General features: G+C 70.9%; 20 protein-coding genes and 1 pseudogene. 11 read left to right on the forward strand and 10 right to left on the reverse strand.

Annotation, left to right across the window (positions count from 1 at the left end; genetic code table 11):
• The first annotated feature begins 42 nt into the window (after window positions 1-42).
• Together BKA14_RS08790 and BKA14_RS08795 are read left to right on the forward strand one after the other, a co-directional pair.
• Window positions 43-468: a hypothetical protein gene (locus BKA14_RS08790; RefSeq protein WP_184950411.1), complete on the forward strand. Its 426-nt coding sequence runs from the start codon at window positions 43-45 to the stop codon at window positions 466-468.
• Window positions 469-485: 17 nt separating this feature from the next.
• The gene (locus BKA14_RS08795) at window positions 486-776 is read left to right on the forward strand and encodes a CHAT domain-containing protein (RefSeq protein WP_369076704.1); all 291 of its coding nucleotides are present in this window, start codon (window positions 486-488) and stop codon (window positions 774-776) included.
• A 236-nt stretch (window positions 777-1,012) separates the two neighbouring features.
• Here BKA14_RS08795 and BKA14_RS08800 read toward each other — a convergent pair.
• A pseudogene (locus BKA14_RS08800) lies at window positions 1,013-2,934 on the reverse strand (Na+/H+ antiporter NhaA); the annotation flags it as partial.
• Window positions 2,935-3,131: 197 nt separating this feature from the next.
• Between BKA14_RS08800 and BKA14_RS08805 the strand changes: the two are divergent.
• The 4 genes from BKA14_RS08805 to BKA14_RS08820 all read left to right on the forward strand — a co-directional run bounded on the left by BKA14_RS08805 (window position 3,132) and on the right by BKA14_RS08820 (window position 6,715).
• Window positions 3,132-4,229: a diguanylate cyclase domain-containing protein gene (locus BKA14_RS08805; RefSeq protein ID WP_184950413.1), complete on the forward strand. Its 1,098-nt coding sequence runs from the start codon at window positions 3,132-3,134 to the stop codon at window positions 4,227-4,229.
• Between the two features lie 262 nt (window positions 4,230-4,491).
• Window positions 4,492-5,148, forward strand: coding sequence for a phosphate signaling complex PhoU family protein (locus tag BKA14_RS08810; protein ID WP_184950414.1), 657 nt, complete (start codon window positions 4,492-4,494; stop codon window positions 5,146-5,148).
• A gap of 56 nt (window positions 5,149-5,204) precedes the next feature.
• Complete coding sequence (locus BKA14_RS08815) at window positions 5,205-5,441, forward strand: hypothetical protein (RefSeq protein WP_184950415.1); 237 nt, start codon at window positions 5,205-5,207, stop codon at window positions 5,439-5,441.
• Complete coding sequence (locus tag BKA14_RS08820) at window positions 5,438-6,715, forward strand: outer membrane protein assembly factor BamB family protein (RefSeq protein WP_184950416.1); 1,278 nt, start codon at window positions 5,438-5,440, stop codon at window positions 6,713-6,715. The genes BKA14_RS08815 and BKA14_RS08820 overlap by 4 nt, the downstream gene beginning before the upstream one ends.
• Window positions 6,716-6,719: 4 nt before the next feature.
• Here the strand turns inward: BKA14_RS08820 and BKA14_RS08825 are convergent, their stop codons facing one another.
• Window positions 6,720-7,319, reverse strand: a complete 600-nt coding sequence (locus BKA14_RS08825; protein ID WP_184950417.1) for a DUF4232 domain-containing protein — start codon at window positions 7,317-7,319, stop codon at window positions 6,720-6,722.
• Between the two features lie 106 nt (window positions 7,320-7,425).
• Here BKA14_RS08825 and BKA14_RS08830 point away from each other — a divergent pair, with 106 nt between their 5' ends.
• The 4 genes from BKA14_RS08830 (at window position 7,426) to BKA14_RS08845 (ending at window position 11,746) form a co-directional block, all read left to right on the forward strand.
• A complete protein-coding gene (locus BKA14_RS08830) occupies window positions 7,426-8,034 on the forward strand; it encodes a LysE family translocator (RefSeq protein WP_203721903.1) in 609 nt (202 codons plus the stop codon).
• A 109-nt stretch (window positions 8,035-8,143) separates the two neighbouring features.
• Window positions 8,144-9,697, forward strand: a complete 1,554-nt coding sequence (locus BKA14_RS08835; RefSeq protein WP_184950418.1) for a dolichyl-phosphate-mannose--protein mannosyltransferase — start codon at window positions 8,144-8,146, stop codon at window positions 9,695-9,697.
• Window positions 9,698-9,851: 154 nt separating this feature from the next.
• On the forward strand, window positions 9,852-10,802 hold the full coding sequence (locus BKA14_RS08840) for an AraC-like ligand-binding domain-containing protein (RefSeq protein ID WP_184950419.1): 951 nt from the start codon (window positions 9,852-9,854) through the stop codon (window positions 10,800-10,802).
• Window positions 10,803-11,107: 305 nt separating this feature from the next.
• On the forward strand, window positions 11,108-11,746 hold the full coding sequence (locus tag BKA14_RS08845; protein ID WP_184950420.1) for a lysophospholipid acyltransferase family protein: 639 nt from the start codon (window positions 11,108-11,110) through the stop codon (window positions 11,744-11,746).
• 29 nt (window positions 11,747-11,775) lie between these two features.
• Here the strand turns inward: BKA14_RS08845 and BKA14_RS08850 are convergent, their stop codons facing one another.
• Window positions 11,776-13,560, reverse strand: coding sequence for a carbohydrate-binding module family 20 domain-containing protein (locus tag BKA14_RS08850; RefSeq protein ID WP_239092383.1), 1,785 nt, complete (start codon window positions 13,558-13,560; stop codon window positions 11,776-11,778).
• Window positions 13,561-13,569: 9 nt separating this feature from the next.
• Entirely contained in the window at window positions 13,570-15,906 is a 2,337-nt protein-coding gene (locus tag BKA14_RS08855) for an alpha-amylase family glycosyl hydrolase (RefSeq protein WP_239092382.1), read from the reverse strand.
• Window positions 15,907-16,096: 190 nt separating this feature from the next.
• On the opposite strand from BKA14_RS08855, the gene BKA14_RS08860 reads away from it, so the two are divergent.
• Window positions 16,097-16,609: a carboxymuconolactone decarboxylase family protein gene (locus BKA14_RS08860; protein WP_184950422.1), complete on the forward strand. Its 513-nt coding sequence runs from the start codon at window positions 16,097-16,099 to the stop codon at window positions 16,607-16,609.
• A 474-nt stretch (window positions 16,610-17,083) separates the two neighbouring features.
• Here the strand turns inward: BKA14_RS08860 and BKA14_RS08865 are convergent, their stop codons facing one another.
• From BKA14_RS08865 to BKA14_RS08890, 6 genes are read right to left on the reverse strand one after another with little or no spacing between them, the layout of a single operon-like run.
• Window positions 17,084-18,043: a hypothetical protein gene (locus tag BKA14_RS08865; RefSeq protein ID WP_184950423.1), complete on the reverse strand. Its 960-nt coding sequence runs from the start codon at window positions 18,041-18,043 to the stop codon at window positions 17,084-17,086.
• Between the two features lie 48 nt (window positions 18,044-18,091).
• A complete protein-coding gene (locus BKA14_RS08870) occupies window positions 18,092-18,661 on the reverse strand; it encodes a hypothetical protein (RefSeq protein ID WP_184950424.1) in 570 nt (189 codons plus the stop codon).
• The gene (locus BKA14_RS08875) at window positions 18,658-20,730 is read right to left on the reverse strand and encodes a galactose oxidase early set domain-containing protein (protein WP_184950425.1); all 2,073 of its coding nucleotides are present in this window, start codon (window positions 20,728-20,730) and stop codon (window positions 18,658-18,660) included. The genes BKA14_RS08870 and BKA14_RS08875 overlap by 4 nt, the downstream gene beginning before the upstream one ends.
• On the reverse strand, window positions 20,727-21,947 hold the full coding sequence (locus tag BKA14_RS08880) for a glycosyltransferase (RefSeq protein WP_184950426.1): 1,221 nt from the start codon (window positions 21,945-21,947) through the stop codon (window positions 20,727-20,729). Before BKA14_RS08880 ends, BKA14_RS08875 begins: the two co-directional genes overlap by 4 nt.
• Window positions 21,944-23,467 carry an ArnT family glycosyltransferase gene (locus BKA14_RS08885; RefSeq protein ID WP_184950427.1) on the reverse strand — a complete coding sequence of 508 codons (1,524 nt, stop codon included), beginning with the start codon at window positions 23,465-23,467 and terminating at the stop codon, window positions 21,944-21,946. Before BKA14_RS08885 ends, BKA14_RS08880 begins: the two co-directional genes overlap by 4 nt.
• Window positions 23,464-24,708 carry a glycosyltransferase gene (locus BKA14_RS08890; protein WP_184950428.1) on the reverse strand — a complete coding sequence of 415 codons (1,245 nt, stop codon included), beginning with the start codon at window positions 24,706-24,708 and terminating at the stop codon, window positions 23,464-23,466. Before BKA14_RS08890 ends, BKA14_RS08885 begins: the two co-directional genes overlap by 4 nt.
• Window positions 24,709-24,781 lie beyond the last annotated feature (73 nt).

Consider the following 24,781-nt stretch of genomic DNA (forward strand, 5'->3'; position numbering starts at 1 on the left):
CGCCGCTCCCCGGACGGCGGCACTGTCTGCAAGAGTGAGTGGATGGGAACCAACGGTCAGGACTCGGATCGGGATCTGGCCCCGTCCTGGGTCCAGCACAACACGGCCGGGCCGAACGCCACCGTCTACGCCGTTCAGGGCGGCAACCTGATCCAGCACGGCGAGTCCGCCCCGGTGCCAGGCCATCAGCCGCGCGTCCGGATCCTGTTCCTGGCGGCCAACCCCCTGGCCACATCGCGGCTTGCGCTCGACGAGGAGGCACGGGAGGTCACGGAGAAGCTCCGGTTGTCCCGTGACCGCCAGGTCTTCGACCTCGTCACGCGATGGGCGGTACGCCCCGGTGACCTGCTGCAGCATCTCAACGAACACAACCCGCAGATCGTCCACTTCAGCGGACACGGCAGCCCGCCGGCGAGATCGTGCTGTCCGGTGCCGGCAGCAGCAGCCCGATCAGACCAGCGGCCCTGACTGAGCTTTTCCGCATCATGAAGGAGACCGTCCGGCTGGTTGTCCTCAACGCCTGCTGGTCGGCCACCCAGGCCCAGCAGATCGCCCAGCACATCGACCACGTCGTCGGCATGCGCCGCCCCGTCGACGACCGCTCGGCCACCATCTTCGCCGCGGCCTTCTACTCCGCGCTGGCCTTCGGCCGGACCGTCCACGAGTCCTTCGACCAGGCTCGCACCAGCCTGATGCTGCACACCACGCCGGACCACGACGTACCGCAACTACTCTCACGCCCCGGCGTGGCCGCCCGCCTGACCGTGGACCGGTGACCGTCGACGTCCGGCTCGAGCCGGCCCGGGAGATCGTCCCCCACGCGCCGTAGATCGCTGAATGTTCAAACGCGTCCTGCCGGTCGACGTGTCCGCCAGAACAGGCCGGCTGGCTGGCTTGTTCGCGACGCTGCCACGATCCGTACGACCGGCTCGAAGCGGCGCAAGCCGCGGCGCGCCTCTACAGCGAAGCCGGGGACGACGAGGACAACGAGGATCACGCGGAGGACGGGATGGTCGCCCGGTTCCTCATCTCGGGGCTGTCCACCTGACTCCGACCGTCTCAGCGGCGCTTGGCGGCGATCTTCGCCCGGACGCGCGCCACCCGGATGGCCTCCTTCAACGTGGCCACGTCGTACGCCCCGTAATGCCTGCGCCCGTTGATGAAGAACGTCGGGGTCCCCGACACCCCGCTCAGGTCGGCCGATTCCAGGTCGGCGGTGATGTGTTCCTTGCAGACCGGTTCCATCATGTCGGCGTGGAAGCGGTCCTGGTCGAGCCCCAGCTCCCCGGCGTAGGCGATCAGGTCGGCGATGCGCAGGTGCTCCTGCCGGCTGATCAGCAAGTCGTGCATCTCCCAGAACCGGCCCTGCAGCCCGGCGGCCTCGGCGGCCTGCGCGGCCAGCTGGGCCTGGGGGTGCACGTCGGTCAGGGGCAGGTGCCGCCAGACGTAACGCAGGTCGTCGTCGGTCATCAGTTCCCGTACGGTCGGCTCGGCGCGCCCGCAGTAGGGGCATTGGAAGTCGCCGTACTCGACCAGGGTGACCGAGGCCTCGGCCGGACCTCGCACGTGGTCGCGCTCGGGGTCGACGTCGGGGATCAGGTCGGTCAGCTCGTCGACGTCGCCCAGCAGGGCCACCGCCCGGCGCGGCTTGGGCATCCGGCTGGTCACGAAGAAGACGGCCCAGGTGGTCGCGGACGAGGCCACGACACCGAGCAGAAGGCCCAGTTTGGCCTCGGCCAGATCGGGGCCTTCGAGGGCCAGGTTCGCGATGAGGAACGACACCGTGAAGCCCATGCCGGCGATGGTGCCCGTGCCCAGCACCGAGGCCCAGCCCGCCGCGGGGCGGATGCGGCCCCCGGTCACCCACGTCACCAGCGCGGACACTCCGGTGATGGCGACGGGCTTGCCCACCACGTACGCCAGGAAGATGCCCACGGTCACCGGGGACATGAGCGCCTGACCGAGGAAGTCGCCGTGGATCTCGATGCCCGCGTTGGCCAGGCCGAACAGCGGCACGATGAGATTACTCGACACCCCCGACCACGTACGGGTCAGACGGTCGTTGGGGGACAGCGAACGCAGCACGCCGATCCTCGCGAAACGGGCCAATTCAGCCGTCGGTTGTTCGCGGAACGAGCGGAACAGGTCGCTGGCCTGTTCGAGTTCGCCCCGCGCGGGCGTGTAGGCGGCCGCGGCCAGGCCGATCGCCAGCCCGCTGACCACCGGGTCGACCCCGCTCTGCAGGGTGGCACCCCAGATGACCAGGAAGAACGGCAGGTAGACGAAACCGCTGCGGACACCGGCCCGCACCATCAGCAGCGTGAACGCGTAAACCCCGAGCGCCAGCAGCAGCGGCGGCAGGTGGAACTCCTCGGAGTAGGCCACACCGATCACGATCAGGGCGACCACGTCGTCCACCACGGACACGGTGACCAGGAACAACCGGGCCTGCACGGGCACGTTCCGCCCGACCAGCGCGAGCAGGCCCAGCGCGAGCGCGGTGTCGGTCGACATCGCCGCGCCCCAGCCCGCCGCGCCCGGCCCGCCGTGGGTGACGGCCAGGTAGATGCCGATCGGCAACAGCATACCGACGACCCCGGCCACCGCGGGCAGCACGAACCGGCGCCGGTCCCGCAGATCACCCAGATCGAACTCGCGCCGCGCCTCCAGCCCCACCACCAGGAAGAACAGCGTCATCAGGCCGCTGTTGACCCATTCCCGCAGGGCCAGTTCGAGGTCGGCGTCGCCGAACCGCAGGCTGACCGGGGTCTCCCAGAACGACTCGTAGCTGCCGTCGGCCAGATTCGCCCACAGCAGCGCGGCGACGACGGCGGCGACCAGCACCCCGGCGCTGCCCGCCTCGGTGCGCAGGAAGTCGCGCAACGGCGTCGTAACCCTGTGCGTCCACCTGGTCGTCGTGGTGGCATCGTCCAGCTCGGTGGCCTCACTCACGGACAAACCCAAGCACTTCGCGCGCCGTCGTGCCACAGTCTGTGACCAGCGCCTATCAAGACCCCTTCCCCGTACGCGGACCGGCCCGCACGTTGCGGGACGCGCTCGGCTCGTAATCTGGATAAGATCCGACGTTCAGGCGCGTGGCACGGAGGCCGCGGCCCGCTTGGGGAGGCGGCGTGACCGACATCGAGGACCTGTCGACGCGGCTGTCCGACGCCCTCGCGCAGCTCGAAAGCCTCCGTACGCTCCAGGAGGTCAGCCGGGCGGTCCACGCCAGCCTCGACCTGACCGCGACCATGGACGCGGTGGTGCACGGCGTCACCCGGGCGTCCGGTTTCGAGGTCGCGGTGATCAACGTGGTGCAGCCGGACGGCGACTTCCTGGTCGTCTCGGCCGACGGCACCGAGGAGATCCGGCGCTCGCTGCTCGGCACCCGCACGACCCTGGCCATCTGGGACGAACTGTTCGGCAAGGCCGAGCGGTGGGGTTCGCTGTTCTTCATCGGCCACGGCCACGCGATGCCCGACGACATGATCACCTGGACGTCGGGCACGCTCCCGGTCCCCGACTCACCGGAGGGCTGGCACCCCGACGACATGCTCCTGGCGCCACTCACCGCGCCCACCGGCGAACTGGCCGGCGTGCTCAGCGTCGACCTGCCCCTGAACGGCCGCCTGCCCGGCCCCGTGCAGCGCGAGATGCTCGAACTGTTCGCCCAGCACGCCTCGATCGCCGTGCACCACGCCCGCCTGCACCACGAGCTGGCCGAGAGCCGGGCCCGCCTGGCCCACGCGGCCACCCACGACCCCCTGACCGGCCTGGCCAACCGGGCTCTGCTGCGCTCCTTCACCGACGAGCTGGCCGCCTGCCCCGGCAGCCAGATCGGCGTGATGGTGATCGACCTCGACGACTTCAAAGCAGTCAACGACGCGGGCGGTCACGACGCCGGCGACGAGGTCCTGCGCACCGTGGCCGACCGCATGACCCACCTCGTACGCCCCGAGGACCTGCTCGCCCGGGCCGGCGGCGACGAGTTCATAGTCGTACTGACCGGCCCCGAGGTCGGCCCGCTGCTCCGCGACACCGCCGACCGGATCCACCACGCCCTCAGCGAACCGATCGCAACCCGCAGCGGCCCCCGCAAGGTCGGCGCGAGCATAGGCCACGCCCACGCCGAAACCGGAACCGACTTCGCCCAGCTGGCCGCCGCAGCCGACGCCGACATGTACCGCACGAAGCAACGCCACCGCGCCAAGCGCCCGTGGGTGGCCTAGGGGCCTGTCCTGCCGATCACGCGGGGCTGCGCCGCGGCTCGCGGGGTGGCCGGCCGCCCGCCGACGTCGCAACCAGCGCACGCTCGACCGGCGACGGCTCGCAGCCGGGCACGCGCTGGAACGGAAGCCGCGATCTTGCCGACAAGCCGGTGTGAGGTGGCCCGCGTCTCGGGACCACACCGCGGCGCGTGGTTGCTGGCATCATCGACGTGCGCCATCAGTACATGCCGGAGACGACGCGAGCGGGAGGCTGGGAGAGGGCATGCCCCAGGGTTTTCACGGCGAACTGAGTCAGGTCGGCGGCACGCTGGTCACGATGGCCAAGGCCGTCCGCGAGACGATGCGGCAGGCCAGCACCGCCCTGCTCACGACCGACCACACGTCCGCCCAGCTGGTGCTCGAGCGCGGCGCCGAGATCACTGTGTTGTTCCGCCTCGTCGAGGACCGGGTGTACGACCTGGTGGGCAGGCGGCGGCTGAGCCCGGCCGAGCTGCCGGTGACCATGACCGCCGTACGGGTGGCCGCCGACCTGGAACGCATGGGGGAGCTCGCCGTGCACGTCGCCCGGTCCGCCCTGCGCCGGCACCCGGCACCGGCCGTCGCGCCCGAACTGACCACCCTGTTCGCGGCGATGAGCGAGGTGGCCGACCGGCTCGCCGGCAAGGTGGTGGCCGCGCTGGCCGATCAGGACGCGGTGCTCGCGGCGGGCCTCGACCAGGACGACGACGCGATGGACCAGCTGCACCGGCGGCTGTTCGCCGTGATGCTGAGCCCGGACTGGCCGCTGGGCGTGGAGGCCGCGGTGGACGGGGCCCTGCTGGGGCGTTTCTACGAGCGGTACGCCGACCACGCGGTCAACGTGGCCGGTCACGTCGTCGACCTGGCCCGCCCGGCCGGCGAGGCTCGATCACCCAGGTGAACATGCGCAACCGCCGCGGCCCCGGGCCGAGCCGCCGACGTGCGACGATCGGCGTCATGGCACCTGCACGGTCGGAGACCGCCGCCTGGTACGGGCGGTATCTCGCTTGCTGCGACGACCGCCGCTTCGACGAGCCGGCCGGGTCCGGCGACGAGCGGGTGACCGGGCGGGCGATCGTCGTGCCGGAGCTGGCCCGCCACCGGACCGCCGGCGGCAAGATCTACCAGTGCCGGGGCGACCGCTACCCCGTGGTCAGCAAGGCCGTGCGGCCGGCCACCACACCGGCGTCATGACCCTGATCGACCTCGGTGACGCGGGCGCGGCCGTCGAGCCGGCGGCCGCGGCGGTCGATGTGGCCCGGCTGCGCCGGCTGGTGCTGGCCTTCCTGACCGTGGTGGGCCTGGCCGCGATGACCGCGTCCGCGCCGCCGGCGCCGTCGCTGGTGCGGCCGCTGTGGGCGACGACGTTGCGGCCGAGCGACATCGTGGCCGTGGACGGGCGGACCGTGTACCTGAATCGCAGCAGCGCCTCCGGTCCGGCCGAGGTCGTCGCGTACGACCTGCCCACCGGGCGCCTGCGGTGGAGCTCGCCGACCGGTGACGCGTACGGGATCCGGCCCGCCGGCGACGTCGTGCTGGTGGCCACCGGGCCGTCCACGTCCGCGCCGGGGCCTCGCACCGTCGCGCTCGACGCGGAGACCGGCGCGCGGCTCTGGCAGTCCTTCGGCAGCTTCTCGCCGAGCGCGTCCGGTGCGGAGGTGCTGCTGGCCGAGACCGGCCGGTCCGGTGCCGTCGACGGCCTGCGCCTGGTCGGGCGGCGCGACGGTCAGCAGGTGTGGCGACGGTCGATCACCCCGGCCGAGGAGTGGACGACGGTCGTCGAGGGTGGTCGCCCGGCCGCGGTCGTGACGGTGACCGGCACGGGCGACACCACCGTCCACGGCTACGCCGACGGCGCCGTCCGCCATCGGGCGCGCATCCCCTGGAACGGGGTGTACTCCTCGACGTTCTTCCCGGTCGGCGCCCAGCTGGTGGTGGTCCGTACGGCGTCGGCCCAGACCGTCGCCACCGTCTATCGCGCCGCTGACCTGCGCCCGCTGTGGCGATCCGACGAACTGATCGGCTCCGTCACCGGCTGCGGCCCGCTGATCTGCACGGCCGGCGTGCGCGGTGTGGCCGGGCGCGATCCGGCCACCGGCCGCCCGGTCTGGCGGCGCGACGACATGAAGTTCGTGTGGGACCTCGGCCCGGACCGCCTGCTGCTCTCCGCCGCCGCCAACCTGGCCTCGGCCACGACGGTGCTGGTCGACGCGGCCACCGGCCGTACGATCGGCCGGCCGATCGGCGGTCAGGAAGCGTTCGTGGCCGGCCGGGCCGGGTCGCTGACGCTGCTGCGGCCCACCGGACCATCCGGCGACCGCACCGCGGTGAACCGCCTCGACCTGGCCACCGGCCGGCAGACCGTCCTCGGCACGGTCGACCGGCTCACCGAGCAGAGATGCCAGGGCGTCCCCGGCTATCTGCTCTGCCCGCGCGGGGACGTCCTGACCGTCACCGCCGTCGGCTGACGGGTCAGGGGCCATCCACGAGCAGCCACGGGCTGACGCCGAAACGGGCCGTGGTGCCCAGGTCGAGGCCGCCCTCCGGGGCCAGCACGTGCGCGGGCCGGCCGGGGCGGACCGCCATCTGCAGCAGGGGGACGGTGAGGGGTGGCCGGCTCGGGTCGTCGTACTTGGCGCGCCAGACGATGATGGCCGTGGCTCGGGCGCCCGGGGCCAGGGTGAACGGGCTCGGGGCGGCGTCGCGGTGTGGAATGCCGGGGGCTATGGGGCCGACGCCCTCGAGAGCCTCGACGGGGAGGGGGGACCGCCGGGAGTCCAAGGCCCGCACTTCGGGGTAGCCGTCGACCTCGTACGGCGTACGGCCGCAATTGACCAGGGAGATGCCGAGGGCGCGCAGACCCATGGCGGCGTCGACCGTCTCCGTGCGCAGGTAACTGCCGTCGGAGGCGCACAGGGATGCGGGAGCCCCGGCGGACGGCATCGCGCTCGGTGCCGGCGCCGCCGGTGGGGCGGTGGTCCACGGGCGGTCCGCTGTGCAACCGGAGAGCGCTGTGCAGCCGGAGAGCACGGTGGCCAGCCCGGCGGCGAGGAGGCGGAGGCGGGCGGTCATGCCGACGGACCCTAACCAATGGGCGCTGCGGGCGGGGGTCGCAGGGGCCTAAGGTGGCCGGCGGGCCCGGACGGCGGGGCCGGGAGCCCAGGGAGCGGGAGACAGCATGAACACGTGGGCCTTCATCCTGGTGGTGGCGCTGGGGGCGATGTCGCCCGGTCCGGACTTCGCCGTGGTCGTACGGCACTCGGTGGTGTCCGGGCGCGGGCACGGGATGGCCACGGCGGCCGGGATCGCGGCGGGCGTGTTCGTGTGGGCGGCCGCGGCCGCCTCGGGGGTGGCGGCGCTGATCGCGTGGGCGCCGGGCGCGCTGACGGCGTTGAAGCTGGTGGGGGCGGGCTATCTGCTCTACCTGGGGGTGCGTTCGCTGCGCTCGGGTGGGCAGGCCGCGGCGGTCGAACCGGGGGCGCGCAAGTCCAAGCGGGCCGCGTTCCGGGACGGGCTGCTCTGCAACGTGCTCAACCCCAAGGCGGCCGTGTTCTTCGTGGCTTTGCTGCCGCAGTTCCTGCCGGCCGAGCCCGGCATCGCCGACACGGTGGTGCTCTCGGGACTGGCCGTGGCGGTCACGATCGTCTGGTTCACCAGTGTGGCCGCACTCGTCTCGGCGCTGCGCCGGCTGCTGGACCGCGCCCCGGTGCGCCGCGCGATCGACCGCGTGACCGGCGTGGTGCTGATCGGCCTGGGCGTGCGGCTGGCGGTGACGAGCGCCCGCTAGCCGGCGCGCGACAACGGACCAGGCCCGTGGATCGGGCACGAGTTCGCCGGCCGCCGATTGCGCAGGCGCGGGTCGTGAGGGGTGTGGGCGGCAGCACTACGATCGCGGGGTGACGACGGTGACCGTGCAGAGCGAAGCGCCTCCGGAGCAGGCCCCGAGGAACGTTCCGGATGTCGTGCGCCGCCGGCTGAGCACGCTCGACGACTGGCTCAACCCGTACTCGTGGCTCGTCACCGGGTTCGTCGTGGTCGTCGCGGCGCTGCTGCGGTTCCCGGGGCTGAGCGACCGCAAGGGTTACATCTTCGACGAGGTGTACTACCCGACCGACGCCTGGGACATGCTGCAGCACGGCGTGGAATGGGACGAGAAGACCAACGGGCCCGCGTACGTCGTCCATCCCCCGCTGGGCAAGTGGCTGATCGCGGCGGGGGAGGCCGTGTTCGGCAACAACGAGCTCGGCTGGCGGGTCCCGGTCGCGGTGGCGGGCACCCTGATGATCCTCATCCTCGTACGGGTGGCTTATCGGCTGTTCCGCTCGGTGCTGCTGGCCGGGGCGGCCGGGCTGCTCATGGCGTTGGACGGCTTCCAGCTCGTGCTGTCGCGAACCTCGCTGCTCGACATCTTCCTCGGCCTGTTCGTCCTGGCCTCGTTCGCCGCGCTGGTGCTCGACCGGGACCACTACCGGCGGCGGCTGCTGCGCGCGCTCGAAGGCGGTTACGACCCGGCGATGGAGTTCCGCGCGCCCCGGATCGTGCCGTGGTGGCTGCTCGTCTCCGGCGTGCTGTTCGGGCTGGCGCTCGGGGTGAAGTGGAGTGCCCTGTTCTTCCTGCCGTTCTTCGGCGGCCTGGTGCTGATGTGGCGCTGGCAGGCCCGCTGCTCGGCGGGTCTGCGCCGGCCGATCGTGACCGGGCTCGGCCAGGACCTCGCCTGGGGCGTGACCGGCGTGGCCCTGACGGTCGTGTGCTATCTGGCCACGTGGACCGGCTGGTTCGTCACCGACTCGGGTTATCTCCGCCACCACCGCGAGGTCAGCGGTCTCAGTGAGCCACCGATCCTGGGCGCGCTGCTCAACCTGTGGCACTACCACCAGGTGGCGTACGGGTTCCACAGCGGCCTGACCAAGCCGCACCCGTACCAGTCCTGGCCGTGGCAGTGGCTGCTGCTCGGCCGGCCGGTGGCGTTCGACTGGAACACCCCCACCGGCTGCGGGGCGCCCAGCTGCGCACGCGAGATCCTGCTGCTGGGCACGCCGCTGCTGTGGTGGTCGTTCCTGCCCGCCCTGGCCGGCCTGATCTTCTTCGGTCTGGCCCGGCGCGACTGGCGGGCGTGGGCGATCTTCGTCCCGGCCTTCGCGGGCCTGGCGCCGTGGTTCTACTACGCGGTCAAGGACAGCCGGACGATGTTCTCGTTCTACGTGCTGCCCGCGCTGCCGTTCCTGATCCTGGCCGTCGTCTACGTGCTCGGCGCGATCATGACACCGCCCGGGGGGATGACGACCGGCCCGGCCCGGACCGATCGCCAGCTGGTCGGCACTGTGGTCGCCGGGGCCTACATCATCCTGGTGGCGCTGTGTTTCGCCTACTTCTTCCCGATTTTCACCAACGAGACCATCCCGTACGAGGATTGGTCCGCCCGCATGTGGCTGGGCAGCAGGTGGATCTGAGGAGCGCCCCGGTCACGGCCGCGCCCGCCAACCGGCCGCCCCCTCGTTGCCCGGAGCGCTCCACAGTGGCCATTGTCGGCCTGTGACGCGGCCGTGTCCGCAGCATGCAGCGCACTGCCCTGTGCAATTGGCGCACGCATGACACGCTGAGGTCATGCGCACGCTGTTCGACAGCGCCACCCTGCCCGCGCCGGACCGCCTGCAGGCGTGGGAGAGCGCGACCTCGACGTCGTTGATCCCCACCGAGATCGGCAGTGTGGACCCGCTGGCCTTCACGGCCCGGCTGGGCGCCGTCGCGCTGGGCGAGGTGCAGGTCACGGCGATGTCGTACACGTCGCTGACCTCGCGGCGGTCCCCGCGCACGATCCGGATCTCCGATCCCGAGTTCTACCAGATCGCCCTGATCCAGGCCGGTCCGCAGTGCATCGACCAGGAGGGCGTCCGGGCGGTCCTGGGCGGCGGTGAGTTCGTGCTCTACGACAGTTCCCGGCCGTTCGAGGCCCGTACGGGCGACGGCGTCTCGAAATCGGTGATCCTGCAGTTCCCGCGCCGGCTGCTGCCCCTGGCCCCGGCGCAGGTGACCAGGCTCTGCGCGACGTCGCTGCCCGGCACGGGCGGCCTGGGCCGGCTGCTGGCCCAGTTCCTGCTGACCGTGCGTGACGACCACGACGACTACACCGAGCGCGACGCGAAACGGCTCGGGCACACCGCCGTCGACCTCACCACCGCGCTGGTCGCCCACCACCTCGAACGCGAGGACCCGCCGCTGCGCTCACCTTCGCACGTGCTCTACCTGCAGATCATCTCGTACGTGGAGACGCGGCTGGACCGGCCCGGCCTCACCCCGGCCGCGGTCGCCGCCGCCCACCGGGTCTCGCTGCGCTACCTGCACCGCATCTTCCAGCAGCACCACCACGCGAGCATCGCCGCCCACATCCGCGCCCGCCGCCTCGAACGGGCCGCCCGTGACCTGATCGACCCGCGTTTCGCCCAGCACACGGTGGCCTCGATCGCCACCCGCTGGGGCTTCGACCGCCCGTCCGACTTCAGCCGCGCGTTCCGCCGCCACACGGGCCAGTCACCCCACGACTACCGGCGCGGGTGAGGCCACGCCGGCTCACCAACGTGAGCGCTTCCACACCCGCGCCGGCTACCGACCCTGATCCTCCAGCCGTGGCCGTGCCCATGGCTGCGCGGCGTGGTGATTTCGCGACGTTGGCCGGGTGGCCATCGCCTGCATTGAACCACGACCGGCCGCACCGGCCTCGACTTCAGGCGCGGTGGTGCGGGCGTGGTCGCGTCCGAACATCGCAAACTGGTGCGGGGAGCGCCTCGGCGTTTGCCCGGGGGCCGTCCGGGCTGTTAGACAGAGCCGGCCAGTCGGCTCGGCTCCAGCAGCGAAGGTGATTGATGCGGCGCAACACGGGTGACACCGGGCGGATCCCGCCGGTCTATCGGGCGGTCATGGCGGCGGCGGGGCCGGTTGTCCGGTGGTGGGGGCGGCTCGAGGTGGAGGGCCTGGACGTCTTCCCGGCGCACGGGGCGACGATCGTGGCGGCCAACCATGACAGCTCGTGGGATCCCGTGGTCATCGCGTACGCGGCCCGCCGGCGCCGGCAGATCCAGGCGCTGGCCAAGGCGTCGCTGTGGAAGCATCCGGTGCTGCGTCGCGTCCTCGACGGGATGGGGCAGATCCCCGTACGGCGGGGGCAGGCCGACACGGACGCGTTGGAGGCCGCGATCCGGTGTCTCGCCGACGGGGGCTGCCTCGGCATCTTCCCCGAGGGCACGCGCTCGCAGGGCCGGCAGTTGCGCGCCCGGAGCGGGGCCGGGCGGCTCGCGCAGGCCGTGCCGCAGGCCCGCATCGTCTGCGCGGCGGTCTCGGGGACCGTGGACATCGCCCGTTTCCCGCGACGGCCACGGCTGAAGGTGACGTTCTTCGAGCCCCGCCCGGCCTCGACGGCGGAAACCGCTCAGGAACTGTCCACGAGGCTGACGGCGGAACTGCGCGCTGTGGCGCCGGTTGCTGCGCCGGGCGGCCGCGCCTGAAGGTGGCACGGCCGCCCGGGACGCTGCGGTCAGGAGCGCCAGGTGTCGTTCACGGTGAGGGTGCAGGCGGAGCCGGTGCTCAGGGTGCGGTTGGTGCCGGACTCCCAGGTCGTGGTGGAGCCGTTCTTCTTGACGTACTTGTATTCGACCACCGTGTTGGCGGGCAGGTTGACCGTGCCCCGCCAGACCGGGTAGGTGGCCGACGACAGGGCCACGCCGGCGGCGGTGTTCCAGTTCAACAGTTCGGCGCGGTTGCCCAGGACGTAGACGTTCTCGCCCCACACGGTGGTGGCGTTGGCGGCGAAGGTGACCGCCACGGTGGTGCAGCCGGTCGGGGGCGGGGTGGTGCCGCCGCCGGTGGTGCGGGCGTTGATGTGCAGCGCGATCATGCTGCTGCCGGGCACGTTCGCGGTGAACTGGCCCGAGGAGTTGACGGTGTACGTCGTACCGGAGCAGGTGTTGTTGCTGTAGTCACCGTTGGCGACGTCGCAGTAGGTGCCGGCCGGCAAGGACGTCTGGAAGGTGCGGCTGAACGCGCCGCCGCGGTTGAAGACGGCGTACGCGTTGGCGCCGCGGCCGAACGCGATCTGGTTGCCGCCGTTGGACCACCAGTTGGTCAGGCCCGTGCCGTACGCGGCGTTGTGGAAGCCCACCATGTTGGCGGTGGTGCGCCAGCGGTGCTCGCAGGCCCAGCCCGACGCGCAGTTGACCGCGCTGGTCGTGCCGTTGGACGACGCCGGCGGGCCCGCTTCCGGGTTGCTGAACGTGAAGGACGACATCACGGACGGGGTCCCGTACGGGTAGGCCAGCATGAAGGCCTCGGACAGCGCGTAGGTGGTGCCGTCCTTGTAGGTCAGCTTGGCCCGCCCGTTGCGCTGGGTGTCGTGGTTGTCGATGAACGCCACGGCGTCGCCGCCGGCCACCAGCATCTGCGAGGGCAGGTTCTGCAGCCCGGACAGGTTGCCGTCACGGAACGCGTTGCCGACCACATCGCCGTACCGGAACTCGGTCACGTCCCCGATGCCCGTGTACTCCGACGGTGACGGCTCACCCGCGCCGCCCTCGATCGTCTCCTGGAAGATGTACGGGGTGCCGTTGAGCCGCGAGTAGATGTTCTGCAGGTCGGCCACCGGCACGTGCTTGGCCGCGTCGACCCGGAACCCGTCCACACCCAGCGAGATCAGGTCGTTCAGATAGGCGACGAGCTTTCCCCGTACGTACTCCGCCTCCGTCTTGAGGTCCGACAGGTCGACCAGTTCGCAGTTCTGGACCTCCCAGCGGTCCCCGTAGTTGGCGATGTCGTCGTTGCCGTTACGGCCGCAGTGGTGGAAGTCGTCGTTACCGAACGGCACGGCCGGGTAGGAGTAGTGACTGTACGTGGAGCCCGCCGAGCCGGTGCCGGTGGACGCGCCGCCCGCCATGTGGTTGACCACCGCGTCGACGTAGATCTTCACACCGGCCGCGTGGCACGTGCTGACCATGGTCGCGAACGCGGCCCGGTCGCCGCGCCGGGTCTGCAGTTTGTAGCTGACCGGCTGGTAGTCCTGCCACCACGGGTAGCCCGCGCCCGGCAGCACCACGTGCTCCTGCGGCGGCGACACCTGCACGCCGCCGAAACCCTTGGGGCCGAGCACGTTCGTGCACTCCGAGGCGATCGACGCCCACGGCCACTCGAAGAGGTGGACGATGACGTCGCGCGGACCGGGGTTCGCGTCGGCCTTGGCGTCGGCCTGGTGGGGACGGCCGACCACGACGACCGCGACGAGGGCGGCCATCAGGGTCACTATCAGCGGGGCGAACCGTTTCATCATCATTGATGCTCCTTACTTGAGGTACGGGCCGTCGGACCCGACCTTGCCGGGGGCGGAACTGCCGAGGACGTACGCGCGGAGGTTGCCTTTGCCGTTGACGGAGGCGGTCAGGGTGCCGTTGCTGACGGTCTTGACGTCGCCGGTCACGGCATCGGTGTAGGTGCCGTTGGGGATGCCGGTGAAGGTGGCACTGCCCGAGACGGTGACAAGCACGAAGCTGTCGGTGCTACCACTGGTGTAGCGGCGTTTGAAGGCGATGGTGCCGCTGACACCTTCGGTCGAGTACTGGCCCATCTGCAGGGCCGGCACCGCGCGGCGGATCTGGTTGAGGCGTTGCACGTGCTTGACCAGCGGCTTGGCCAGGGTGGTGGCGACCGCCCCGCCGGCGCTGGTGACGACGCCGTAGTCGCCGGCGGTGACGGAGCCCGCCACGTGGTCGCCGTAGTAGGCGCGGCCGGTCGTGGCCAGGGGGCAGGTCGGGCCGCAGTCGATGCGTTTCCCGGCCTGGAATTCGATCTCCGAGCCGTAATAGAGCGTGGGGATGCCGCGGAACGTCCACATCAGTGCCATGTTCTCGGCCCAGGCGTCGGTGCCGCCGTCATACCGTACGGAGGACTTGTTGGGACCGTAGTCGTGCGAGTCGACGTAGACCGCGTTGTAGGTCGCGTCGTTGACCGTGTCGTCGGAGTCCTTGCCGTTGTGGAACGCGTTCGAGGCCTCCCCGAAGTTGATGTGCATGCGCATGTCGATGATGTTCATGCCGCTGAACCGGCTGCGGTCGGGCGCGTGATAGGTGTTGCCGTTCAGGAACGCGTTGGCCGACGTCGGCTGGTTGGCCGTGCCCTGGCCGTTCTCGTAGTCGTACTGCTCCCATGCGGCCTGCGTGTCGTCCGCGCTGTAGTCCTTGCGCTCTTTCCACGTGAAGAACTGGGCCGAATGGTTGACCGAGCCGCGGTTCCACTTGTCGTGCACGAAGGCCGCGACCTCGCCGAAGACGTAGAAGTCGCCGGCCTTGGCGGCGCCGTACTTCTGGGTCAGTTTCTGCTGGATGGCGGGCAGGAAACGGCGGTTCCAGGTGACCCGCGGAATGTGCACGGCGGTGTCGATGCGGAAACCGTCGACGCCCATCTCGATGTACCGGTTGTAGACGTCGATCAGGTACTGCTGCACGGTGGCGTTCTCGGTGTTGAAGTCGGCCAGGTCGTCGGCGAGCCAGCAGGACCGTGAGTCCTCGCCTTCCCAGTTGCCGATCCAGCACTGGTGATAGAGGCTCGCCGGGAACATGCCGCTGGTGGGCGACGGCCATTGGCAGTTGTGCAGCGGGTAGCCCTCGGGGCTCTTCTGCCCGGTCGGCGTGCCCCAGTTGCGACAGGTGTTGCCGGCCGGTTCCTCGGTGCTCCACAGATCCCCGTTGTACGGGCGGCCCGCGCTGTTCTCGTCGAGCGGGTCGTACGTCTTGCCCGCGGTTTTCGCGCTGTACAGCCAGTCCCACTGGCCGTCCCGCGCGCCCCACACCTTCGGGACGTACAGGCCGTCGGCGCCCCATCGGGAACTGTGGTTGTAGACGACGTCCTGATAGATCTTGATGCCCTTGGCGTGGGCCTTGTCGATCAGATCCTGATAGGTGGCGCCGGGTGACTCGAGGCGGGTGTCGACGCGGTGGAAGTCCCAGCCGTGGTAGCCGTGGAAGTCGTAGTCGGAGCGGTTGAGCACGACCGGGGTGATCCACAGGGCCGAGAAGCCGAGGCCCTTGACGTAGTCCAGCTTGTCGATCAGGCCCTTGAAGTCGCCGCGGAACATCGGGTCGTTGTTCGCCTGGTTGCCGGAGGTCGCGTGCTGGCTGCCGCCGCGGTTGTTGGACGCGTCGCCGTCGGCGAACCGGGCCGTCATGACGAAGTAGATACTCTCCTTGCGGGGGTCGCCGCCCAGCATCTCGCCGCTGGTCGTCTGCGGCGGCTGCGTGGGCGTCGCAGTGGGGGCGGGGGTCGGTTGTGTGTTCGTGCACGGATCGACGGAGGAAACGACGCCCGCGTTGACGACCACGGTTCCGGCGCCGGTGCGATAGTTGCGGCCCGCGTTGTTGTCCCAGGTGCCGGCGCCGTTGGTGAACGTGATCTGCAAGCCGGCGGTCGCGCCGACCTCCTTCTTGCGCCAGCCGGTGCAGGCTGCATCCATGGCGACGCCGGGCACCGGGGTCCAGGCGCCGTCGTCCGCGGCGTAGTGGATGTTGACGGTGGCCCAGGCCGCGGGCGGCTTGTAGTAGACGACGGTGGTCGTGGCCGCGGCGGCGGGGACCACCGGAGCCAGGAGCAGCAGGGCGGCCGGGGCGGCCCATCGGAGTGGGGGCACAGGTTCTCCAACGTGTTTCAACGACAGGTATCGCTGCATGGGGAGCCGGGGCACCTCCACTACCAGGGACGGAACCGGTAGCAAGGACGTAATCCCGCGTTCACATTGGAACGGACCATAGCAAGCGCTTGCAGTGGTTGGAAGTGCTTGCAGATACTTGCCGCCATAAATCTCTGCCAGGATGCTTCCCATGGCGTACATCGATCTGGGCGTGGACGAGACCCGCGAGCCGGGCATCCGAGGGCTGCTGCGCTACCGCCCGTCAACCGGCAAACCCCTGAGCGACCTGGCCGAGGCACTGCTACGCGGCGACAGCCCGCTGACCCGCGGCGAGCGCGAGTACATCGCCGCGTACGTGTCGAGCCTGAACGACTGCGCCTACTGCACGGGCTCGCACGGCGCGGTCGCGGCCGCCGAGGGCATGCCGGCCGACGCGCCGGTCACCGACAAGCTCCGGTCTCTGCTAGCTGTCGCTTCGGCGACAGCCTCCGGCGGTCACGCGGTCACGCCGGCGCTGATCGCGGACGCCCGCTCGACCGGCGCCACGGACCTCGAAATCCACGACACCGTCCTGATCGCCGCGGCCTTCAGCATGTTCAACCGCTACGTCGACGGCCTGGGCACCACCGCACCGGACAACCCCCGGGCCTACGAGCTGGGCGCCGCACACATCGTCAAGCGCGGCTACCTGCCGCCGTCCTGACCGGTCCGGCCGACTGCCGGATCCGCCTCGATCGCCGATGAGGTCGATCCTCGACGGGCCGTCCCGTTCCGCGCTCTCGCTGCCCGAACGTAACGAACCTGATCGATTCCGATGTCCCGGCGGATGTCGCCTTGCTCGAGGAACGCGTTGGACCGGGTCACGAGGATGCGGCGGTCCGTGACAGCGAGCAGCGTCTTGCCCGCCTTCTGGCTCGCCGGCTCGTGACTCAGGCGCGCAGGCCACGTCCGGCGCCTCGAGCGGTGGCGTCGCGAGGCGAAGAGCCTCGGCGAGGGGTTCCCGTGCCTCCGGAAGGCGGGCGGAGGTCTGGCGGGCCGCGTTCGAGTCGCGTCGCAACCCCGGCAGGGGCAGGCCCTCGCGTCCGGGGAACTCGCGATGATGCGCAGCTCTCGCCGCAGCGCGGTCAGGGCGGTAGCCGGCGGTGGCCTCATCCGCGGCGCTGGGCAAACGCGCCGGTCAGTAGTCGGGGTCGGCGGCTTCCTCGCGGGCCCAGGCCCGCAGCTCGGCGAAGCGGTCGGTGCCGCGCCACAGCAGCGGGAGCCGGACGAAGTCGTCGCCGATGGCGTCGTACAGGTTGCAAGCCTGCTTGAAGTACCGGCCGAAGGTGAGCGTGTAGGCGAACGAGTTCCAGAGGTTGGGCGTCAGGATCGTCGTCTCGTGGTCGTCGTGCCAGACGGACTGGTAGGCCGCCTCGAGGATCTCCGCCGAGACTTCGTCGCGTTTGAGGTAGGCGTCGCCGCCGTGGCCGTCGACCCAGCGGGCGTCCAGGTGGGCCATCGAGATCAGGTGCGGCACGTGCGTGCCGGGGCAGGCGGCGGTCCGCTGCCGGGCGAACCGGAAGACGCCCTCCCAGGTGCCGCCCCACTTGGGCAGCAGGCCCTCGTGCATCGCCTTGTGCCCGAAATAGTGGCTGGGATCGAGCTCGATGAGCCGGTGGAACCGCCGCCACTCCTCCTCGGCGGGCAACTGGCGGGCCCGGCCCAGGACGATCTTGTAGTGCCAGGCCTCGGCGAGGTACGGGTCGCGGTCCAGGGCCTCGTCGAGCGAGTCCTCGGCCAGGGCCAGCCGCTGAAAGAACACCGGCCAGGCCTCCCGGCTCACCGTGTCGGCGGTGCCGTCGCCGCGGACGTCCCAGGCCCAGGCGATCGCCCGCACCCCGCGGACGAGCCGGGGCAGCGGGTCGTCCGGGTCCTGGCGGATCACCTCGGGGATCCACTGCTCGACGCCGTCGACCCCCATGGCGGTCTGCACGTAATACATGAACTCGTCCTTGCCCGCCCCGGCCAGGATCTTCCGGGCGATGCCCCACTCCCGGGCCAGCAGGGCCTCGTTCAGGCTCTCGGCGTCGTCGTCGTAGAACTCCGGGAACTCGATGTCGGCGCCGGGGGCGGGGCGCTTCTTCTTGAAGAACGGCACAGCGGGGGAGCGTAGGGCATCCCGCAGGCCAACGGATCATGAGAACGGTCAGTCGCAGGCGATGCCGTTGTTGTCGGTGTCGAGGCGGTGACGGTCGTTTCCCCGTACGGTCAGCGCCTCGAAGCCTTGGGCGGCCAGCCAGGCGCACTTGTCGGTGACCGCGGACGGGAAGGTCCACGGGACGCACTGGGTGCGGGTGCCGTAGCCGTGGTCGCAGCCGTCGACGTTGGCCGGCACCTTGACGGGTGCGGTCGGCGACGGCTTGGGCGGCAACGGTTTGACGCCGGGCTGGGCGGCGAAGGTCTGCACGAACGGCGCCGGGGCGGCGGGGGCGACGACCGTACGGGTCGAGGTCGGAGAGGCCGGGGGAACGGCCACGGGGTCCCCGCCGGCCGGGCGGGCCGAGGCGGGCGGGGGCGCGGGGCGAGTGGGTGGCACGGCGGTGGCGGGGACGCCGGGCGAGGGGATCGCGGCGGCGGGGCCGGGACCGGCCGAACCGGCCGGCCCCGGGCGTAGCGCCGGCAAAGACATGACGGCGGCCGCCGCCGCGAGAAGGACCAGCGCGGTGACAACGACGGCGCGATGGCCGGCCACCGCGGCGACGATGCGGGCGGTCATCCGACTTTCACCCACTTCGCGACGGAGGGGACGCCGTTGGCGCCGACCACGAAGAGCATGTACCAGCCGGGCGGGGCCAGGTTGGGGTTGCTCGTCAGGTTGAGGTCGATCGTGCTGCCGGTGACGGTCATCGGCAGGTCGACGAAGCGCTGGTTCGGGTCGCTGGAGTGGGTGACCGCGGCCGGGCGGATCAGTTCCGCCCTCACGATCGGGCCGTCCACCGTGATGGTGTTGGAGCTCCCGTACGCCCAGGTGTTGTCGGGCATCGTGAGGATCTGCGGCCGGGCCCCCTTGAACAGGTACGGCGGTGAGTAAACCGACACCCGCATGTCGAACGTGCCGTCGCCGGGGTTGTTGCCGACCGCCATCACGCGCCCGTCGGGCAGCAGGAACGCCGACGAGTGGTAGCCGCGCGGCACCGGGTCGGTCGCCATGCCCGCCGCGAACGTGTTGGTGACCGGGTCGAACAGGGACGCCTCGTACACCGGGTCGGCCCGGTTGTGCAGCGCCCCGCCGGTCTCGAACACCTTGCCGTCGGGCAGCAGCACCGCCGAGACGTACATCTTGCCCTGGCTCGGGGTCTGCCCGGTGCCGGTCGGCAGCAGCGGGCCGGCCGTGTAGACGGGCGCCGCCTGCTTGAGGTCGATCAGGTCGGTCAGCCGGTTGGCGTCCGGGTTGGTGTCGATGTTGCCGCCGCCCAGAGTGAGCACTCGCTGGTCCTGGGCGGGTGGCAGCAGAACGCTCATCGACTGGTCCCGCTCGTCCTTGTTCTGCAGACCCGGTACGGGCGTGATCGTGTTCGCGTCGTAGTTGTAGATCGACGCGCCGGTGCCGGGCAGGCCGTTGCCGAAGACGTGGCTGCCCGTGTAGAAGAGCCGCCCGTCCTGCATGAGGATCATCGACGGGTACAGCCCCCAGAAGCTCCACGTCTGGTTGGCCTCGTTGAGCCCCAGCCAGCGTTGCTCCCCGGCGTCGAAGTACTGCGTGGCCACCATGCCCGACGAGTTCTCGTTCAGCCCGCCCAGCGAGATCACGTCGCCGTTGCCCAGCACCGTGGCCGACGGATACCACGAGCCCGCGGTCATGTCGTTGACGCGCGAGTAGCTGTTGGTGGCCGGGTCGAAGATGAACGAGTCGGGCAGCCCCTTGTAGCCGACAGTCCCGTCGGCCGAGGGGTAGTCCTTGTTGCCGCCCATCACCAGCACCCGCCCGTCGGCCAGCTGGACGTGCCCGGCGCAGAACAGGTCGGCCGGCGTCGGCACGCTGGTGAACGTGCCGGTCGACGGCCGGTAGACGGCGGTCTTGAACGTGCCGGCCGCGAAGTCGTCGAGGTTGTTGCCCGACCCGGCCACCAGCAGCACGTCCCCGTTGTGCAGGACGACGGCGTGAATGGCCCGTACGGGGGTGTCGAACGGCATTACCTGCCAGGCCCCCTTCGTGCAGGCCGCCCCGGCCGTGCAGGCGGTCGTGCCGGGGGCGGGCTGGGTCACGTCCTCCATCCGGTAGTCGTCGGTGCGCAGCGTGCCCGCGCCGTAGACGGTGACGCCCCAGACGATCTGGTCGGTGCCGGGCGGGACCACGGGGGTGCGTACGGTCTGCTGCTGGTAGGCCGCGGTGACGGGCAGCGTGGCCAGGTCGGTCCAGTAGACCCAGCCCTGCGCGACGTCGTGCCGGAAGACCGTCATGACCGTGTTGGGCGTGGTGGTCGTGTACCAGACGCTGAGGTCGTACTGGTGGCCCGGCGTGACGTTGGGCGCGCAGGACGGGTTCTCGAGCATCATCGCCTTGCGGTCGCCCGGAGCCGTCCGGGCCAGCGTGATCTGCATGGCCTTGGTGCCGGTGTGGGCCTGAGCGGTCACGTCGAACGTGTACGGCGAGTCACCCCAGCCGGACCGTTCCCAGCAGACCGGGAAGCCGTCGGGGGCCAGCGCCTCCAGGCCGCCGTTGGCCACGAGATTGGCGCCCGCCGAGGCCGGCATCGCGGAGGCCAGGGTCAGCAGAAGTGAGAGAACGGTGACGACGCCGATGTCGCGACGGTTGCGGCGGCTGAGCCAGGGGCGGGGAGTCATGGGCGCCGCGCCCGGTAGATGACCCCGTCCAGGATCAGGAAGCGGACCACGAACGAGACCAGCAGTGTGATCAGGTTGGCGATCAGCACCCCGACGTGCAGCCCGGAGACCAGCAGGGCCAGCAGCGGCAGCCGCAGCAGCAGGTCGGCGTGGCCGAGCACGAAGAACCGGGTGATCCGCCCGGTGAAGCGGCGATGCTGCCGCCGGTCACGGTAGAGCAGCGTGTCGGTCAGCGCGAAGTTCCATCCGACGGCGACCAGGTTGGCGATGATCGCGGCCGGCAGGTAGTGCACGTTCGCCACCTCGTGCAGGAACCACAGGGTGCCCTGGTTGGGCAGCAGGCCCGACACGCCGATCAGCGCGAACACGAGCATCCGGGCCCGCTTCGCCCCGAACCGCAGGATCGCCAGATGCTTGAGGAACCGTACGCCCTCGGCCAGGCTCGACTTGCTCTCGCCCGCGTGGCGCGGCTGGAACGCGTACGGGACCTCGACGATGCGGCCGGGCCGGTTGCGCACGATCAGCTCGAGCAGGATCTTGTAGCCCAGCGGCCGCAGTTCCTCCGTCTCCAGCGAGCTCGCCCGGATCGCGAACAGCCCGCTCATCGGGTCGCTGACCTGGATCAGGTTGTTCCGGAAGATCACCTTGGTGACCAGCGTGGAGCCGCCCGAGACGAGCCGCCGGTAGCCGCCGTCGAGCCCGGCCCGGCTGCTGCCGCCGCCCGCGTAGCGGCTGCCCACCACCAGGTCGGCCCCGTCGCGCCGCCCGGCCGCGACCAGCGCCGGCACGACCTCGGGCGGGTGCTGCAGGTCGGCGTCCATCACGACGATCCACTCGCCGCGGGCCGCGCGCAGACCCTCGACCACCGCGCCGCCGAGCCCGCCGGTCGCGTGCTCGCGGTGCACGACGGTGACCGGGATCGGGCAGTCGGCAGCGGCGGCGCGGATCACGTCGGGGGTGTCGTCGGTGCTGTCGTCCACGAAGACGACCTCGGTGCCGTCGTGGGGCAGCGCTGCCGCCAGTCGTTCGAGCAGCGTGCCGATGTTGTCGCGCTCGTTGTAGGTGGGCACGACGATCGTCTGCTTGAGCGCCGTGGCCACCGGCAGCTCGCCGATCGTCCCGCGCAGCGCCGCCCGCACCGACGCAGGGGCCGGAATCGCGGTCGGAGAGGCGACGGGGGTCGAGGAGGTCGAGGAAGAGTCGGCGGTGATGGTCATGAGGGCTCCTTGTCGACCTTGCGGATCTCGATGACGCCGTCGGCCGAGCCGAACGACTCGATCACGGTGCTGTTCCTGAGCAGGGCGGTGACGGTCGGCAGGGTGCCCGGGTCCTGGCGCAGGGCGGGCGACGAGACGATGTAGTCGACGTCGCGCCAGCCGCCGGGCAGCCGGGCCGCGACCTCGGAGTCCAGGTCGAGCTTGTAGAACCAGAGCACCCGGTCCTCGGGGTAGCCGGCGTTGACGCAGTCGAGCCACAGCACGTCGTCGACGACCACGGTCGACGGCGGCTGGGCCCGCAGGTACTGCGCAGCTTGCACGTACGCGGCGTTGTCGTTCGCGGTCAGCGCCCGGCGGTCACCGACGTACCACCTCGGCGCGACGACCACCGCGGCGAGCACGACGGCAAGGGCGATCGCCGACCACTTCCACCCATGCTGAAGCCGGGAGAGCGTATGAAAGAGCACCCCGGCGATCGCGAGCGCGAAGAACGGCAGCACCTGCACCACGTACATGGCCGGCAGGTAGCCGCCGGGCCGCAACGCCACCAGGATCAGGATCGCCCCGGCCACGGTGACCGGCCGCAGCCGCCGCAGGACCAGGCCCGCGATCGTGGCCACCGCACCGGCGATCAGCAGCACGCTGTCGTAGTACATCCACGAGTGCAGCAGCGAGTTCGCGCCCGAGCCGGCCTCGAAGACGCTGCCCGACCCGGACCGCGAGCCCAGCTGGAACTGGATCGCGCCGAACAGCGACACGTGCCCCGCACCGGGGAACAGTTCGCCGCGCAGCAGCGCGTACAGCGGATAGAAGCAGCCGACCAGCACGAGCCCGCTCGCGAACGCGCCGAAGGCCCACGTCCGGGTCGTGCTGCGAGCGGTGTTCTGCCACAGCGCGACCAGCACGGCGGGCAGGATGACCAGGATCGTCTCCTTGGACAGCACCCCGACCGCGGCGGCGGCCCCGGCCGCGGCGTAGTGCCACAGGTGTCTGCTGGGGGAGAGCGCGAGGGCCAGCGCGGCCAGGATCCACACGACCGCGAAGCTGTCCAGATAGATCTGCCGGCCCATCGTCAGAAAGAGCGGCGAGAGCCCGTACGTGAGCAGGCCGAGCGCGGCCGCCCAGCGCGGGAAGCCGACGCGTCGCCCGATCACGTAGACGAGCAGCAGCCCGGCCGCCTGCAGGGGCAGCATGGCGATCCGGCCCGCGGCCACGGCGAGCAGGCTCGGCGCGATCAGGCCGGGCAGCCACGCGCCGGCGGCGAGCTGGATCCAGGCCAGCGGCGGGTGGTCGTACCAGTAGGTGTAGTGGGCCAGGCCCTTGCCGTTCTGCACGGCCCAGGCCTGCGCGAGGTACGTGCCCTCGTCGTCGCTGGCGGCCGGGAAGCCGGTGATGTTCCAGGCCAGCAGGGCCAGCACGGCCGTCGTGAGGCCGACCGCGAGGTAGAAATCGGTGCGGTCCTTGGGTTTCTCCTCGCGCTGCACCGGTGGCAGCGGCTTGACCAGCTCCAGGACGGTCATGCCGCGGCCTCCTTGACGGACGCAGGGAGGTGCGCGCCCACGTGGGCGGTCAGTTCCCAGTTGCGGCGGCCGGTGTACTCCCGCCAGACCGCGCGCAGCGCCGCCGCCGACAGCACCAGGGCGTACGGGAAGGCTCCGAGAACCAGCTTGGCGTAGTGGTGCCAGCGGATGCGCAGCTCGTACTCGCGGCCGAAGTCGTGCAGGCCGACGACCTGGAACATCAGCGTGGCCGCCATCGGCAGCACCGGCAGGAACGTGAACAGCGCGACCAGCACGGGCAGCCGGGCCCAGATCGCGATCGCGACGCCGACCGGGATGACCACACCCGAGAACGCCTGCAGGAACGGGCTGGTCAGTGTGTACCGCGCGAGCATGCGGGAGCGCCAGGTGGGCAGCCGCCGCCATTCGCCCTTGCGCAGCACCTGCAGGAAGCCCTGGTGCCAGCGGGTGCGCTGCTTGAGCAGGGCGCCCACCGAATGCGGGGTCTCCTCGCGGGTGACGATCGTCGAGTCGTACGCGACGACGACCTTCTTGCCCCGGCTGGACAGGCGCACGCCCAGGTCGCAGTCCTCGGCCAGGCACGTGCCGTCCCAGCCGTTGGCCTCGCGCAGCACGTCGGAGCGGACGAACACGGTGTTGCCGCCGAGCGGGATGAAGCCCTTCTTGGCGTGCAGGTGCAGCCGGCTGCGGAACCAGAAGAAGTACTCCAGGCAGTTGTGCAGGCTGTACCAGCTGGAATGGAAGTTGATCAGCTGAACGCCGCCCTGCACGACGTCGGCCCCGGTGGCCCGGAACGCGTGGTCGACGTGCTCGAGCAGCAGCGGATGCACCTGGTCCTCGGCGTCGAAGACCCCGACCACGTCCCCGCGTACGTAGGGGAGGGCCGTGTTGAGGGCGCGTGGCTTGTTCTTCTGCTCGTTGTGATCGGTCACGACCAGGATCCGCCCCGGCGCGGTGCCCGCCACGCGGTGCGCGGCCTCGGTCGTCTCGGGGTCGTCGTGCCCGACGATGATGATGATCTCGAAGGCCTCGTGAGTGGATCGCAGCAGCCGCCCGACCGTGTGCTCGAGCACGGCTTTCTCGTGGCGCGCGGGCAGCAGCAGGGAGAAGGTCAGGTGCTGTTCCCCGTCGGGCGGGGCGAACCGCGTGCCGGCCAGGGTCTCCGGCGTGCGCCAGGCGTGCATGGTCCACCACAGCGTGACCGCGGCGAATGCGGCCAGCACCAGGGATACGAGAATCATGATTACGGCAGCCAATGTCATGGCCTCTTCCCGAGGTCTCCGGCGGGCCCTACTCCCGCCCCACGGAAAGACC

This window comes from Paractinoplanes abujensis (assembly GCF_014204895.1).
In the GTDB taxonomy this organism is placed as follows: Bacteria; Actinomycetota; Actinomycetes; order Mycobacteriales; family Micromonosporaceae; genus Actinoplanes; species Actinoplanes abujensis.

Coding starts and splice junctions, on each gene's coding strand:
- BKA14_RS08810 (WP_184950414.1), top strand. CDS start 4,492: ATGCCCCAGGGTTTTCACGGCGAACTGAGTCAGGTCGGCGGCACGCTG.
- BKA14_RS08845 (WP_184950420.1), top strand. CDS start 11,108: ATGCGGCGCAACACGGGTGACACCGGGCGGATCCCGCCGGTCTATCGG.
- BKA14_RS08820 (WP_184950416.1), top strand. CDS start 5,438: ATGACCCTGATCGACCTCGGTGACGCGGGCGCGGCCGTCGAGCCGGCG.
- BKA14_RS08815 (WP_184950415.1), top strand. CDS start 5,205: ATGGCACCTGCACGGTCGGAGACCGCCGCCTGGTACGGGCGGTATCTC.
- BKA14_RS08825 (WP_184950417.1), bottom strand. CDS start 7,319: ATGACCGCCCGCCTCCGCCTCCTCGCCGCCGGGCTGGCCACCGTGCTC.
- BKA14_RS08850 (WP_239092383.1), bottom strand. CDS start 13,560: ATGATGATGAAACGGTTCGCCCCGCTGATAGTGACCCTGATGGCCGCC.
- BKA14_RS08795 (WP_369076704.1), top strand. CDS start 486: ATGAAGGAGACCGTCCGGCTGGTTGTCCTCAACGCCTGCTGGTCGGCC.
- BKA14_RS08830 (WP_203721903.1), top strand. CDS start 7,426: ATGAACACGTGGGCCTTCATCCTGGTGGTGGCGCTGGGGGCGATGTCG.
- BKA14_RS08890 (WP_184950428.1), bottom strand. CDS start 24,708: ATGATTCTCGTATCCCTGGTGCTGGCCGCATTCGCCGCGGTCACGCTG.
- BKA14_RS08790 (WP_184950411.1), top strand. CDS start 43: ATGGGAACCAACGGTCAGGACTCGGATCGGGATCTGGCCCCGTCCTGG.
- BKA14_RS08885 (WP_184950427.1), bottom strand. CDS start 23,467: ATGACCGTCCTGGAGCTGGTCAAGCCGCTGCCACCGGTGCAGCGCGAG.
- BKA14_RS08875 (WP_184950425.1), bottom strand. CDS start 20,730: ATGACTCCCCGCCCCTGGCTCAGCCGCCGCAACCGTCGCGACATCGGC.
- BKA14_RS08880 (WP_184950426.1), bottom strand. CDS start 21,947: ATGACCATCACCGCCGACTCTTCCTCGACCTCCTCGACCCCCGTCGCC.
- BKA14_RS08840 (WP_184950419.1), top strand. CDS start 9,852: ATGCGCACGCTGTTCGACAGCGCCACCCTGCCCGCGCCGGACCGCCTG.
- BKA14_RS08870 (WP_184950424.1), bottom strand. CDS start 18,661: ATGACCGCCCGCATCGTCGCCGCGGTGGCCGGCCATCGCGCCGTCGTT.
- BKA14_RS08860 (WP_184950422.1), top strand. CDS start 16,097: ATGGCGTACATCGATCTGGGCGTGGACGAGACCCGCGAGCCGGGCATC.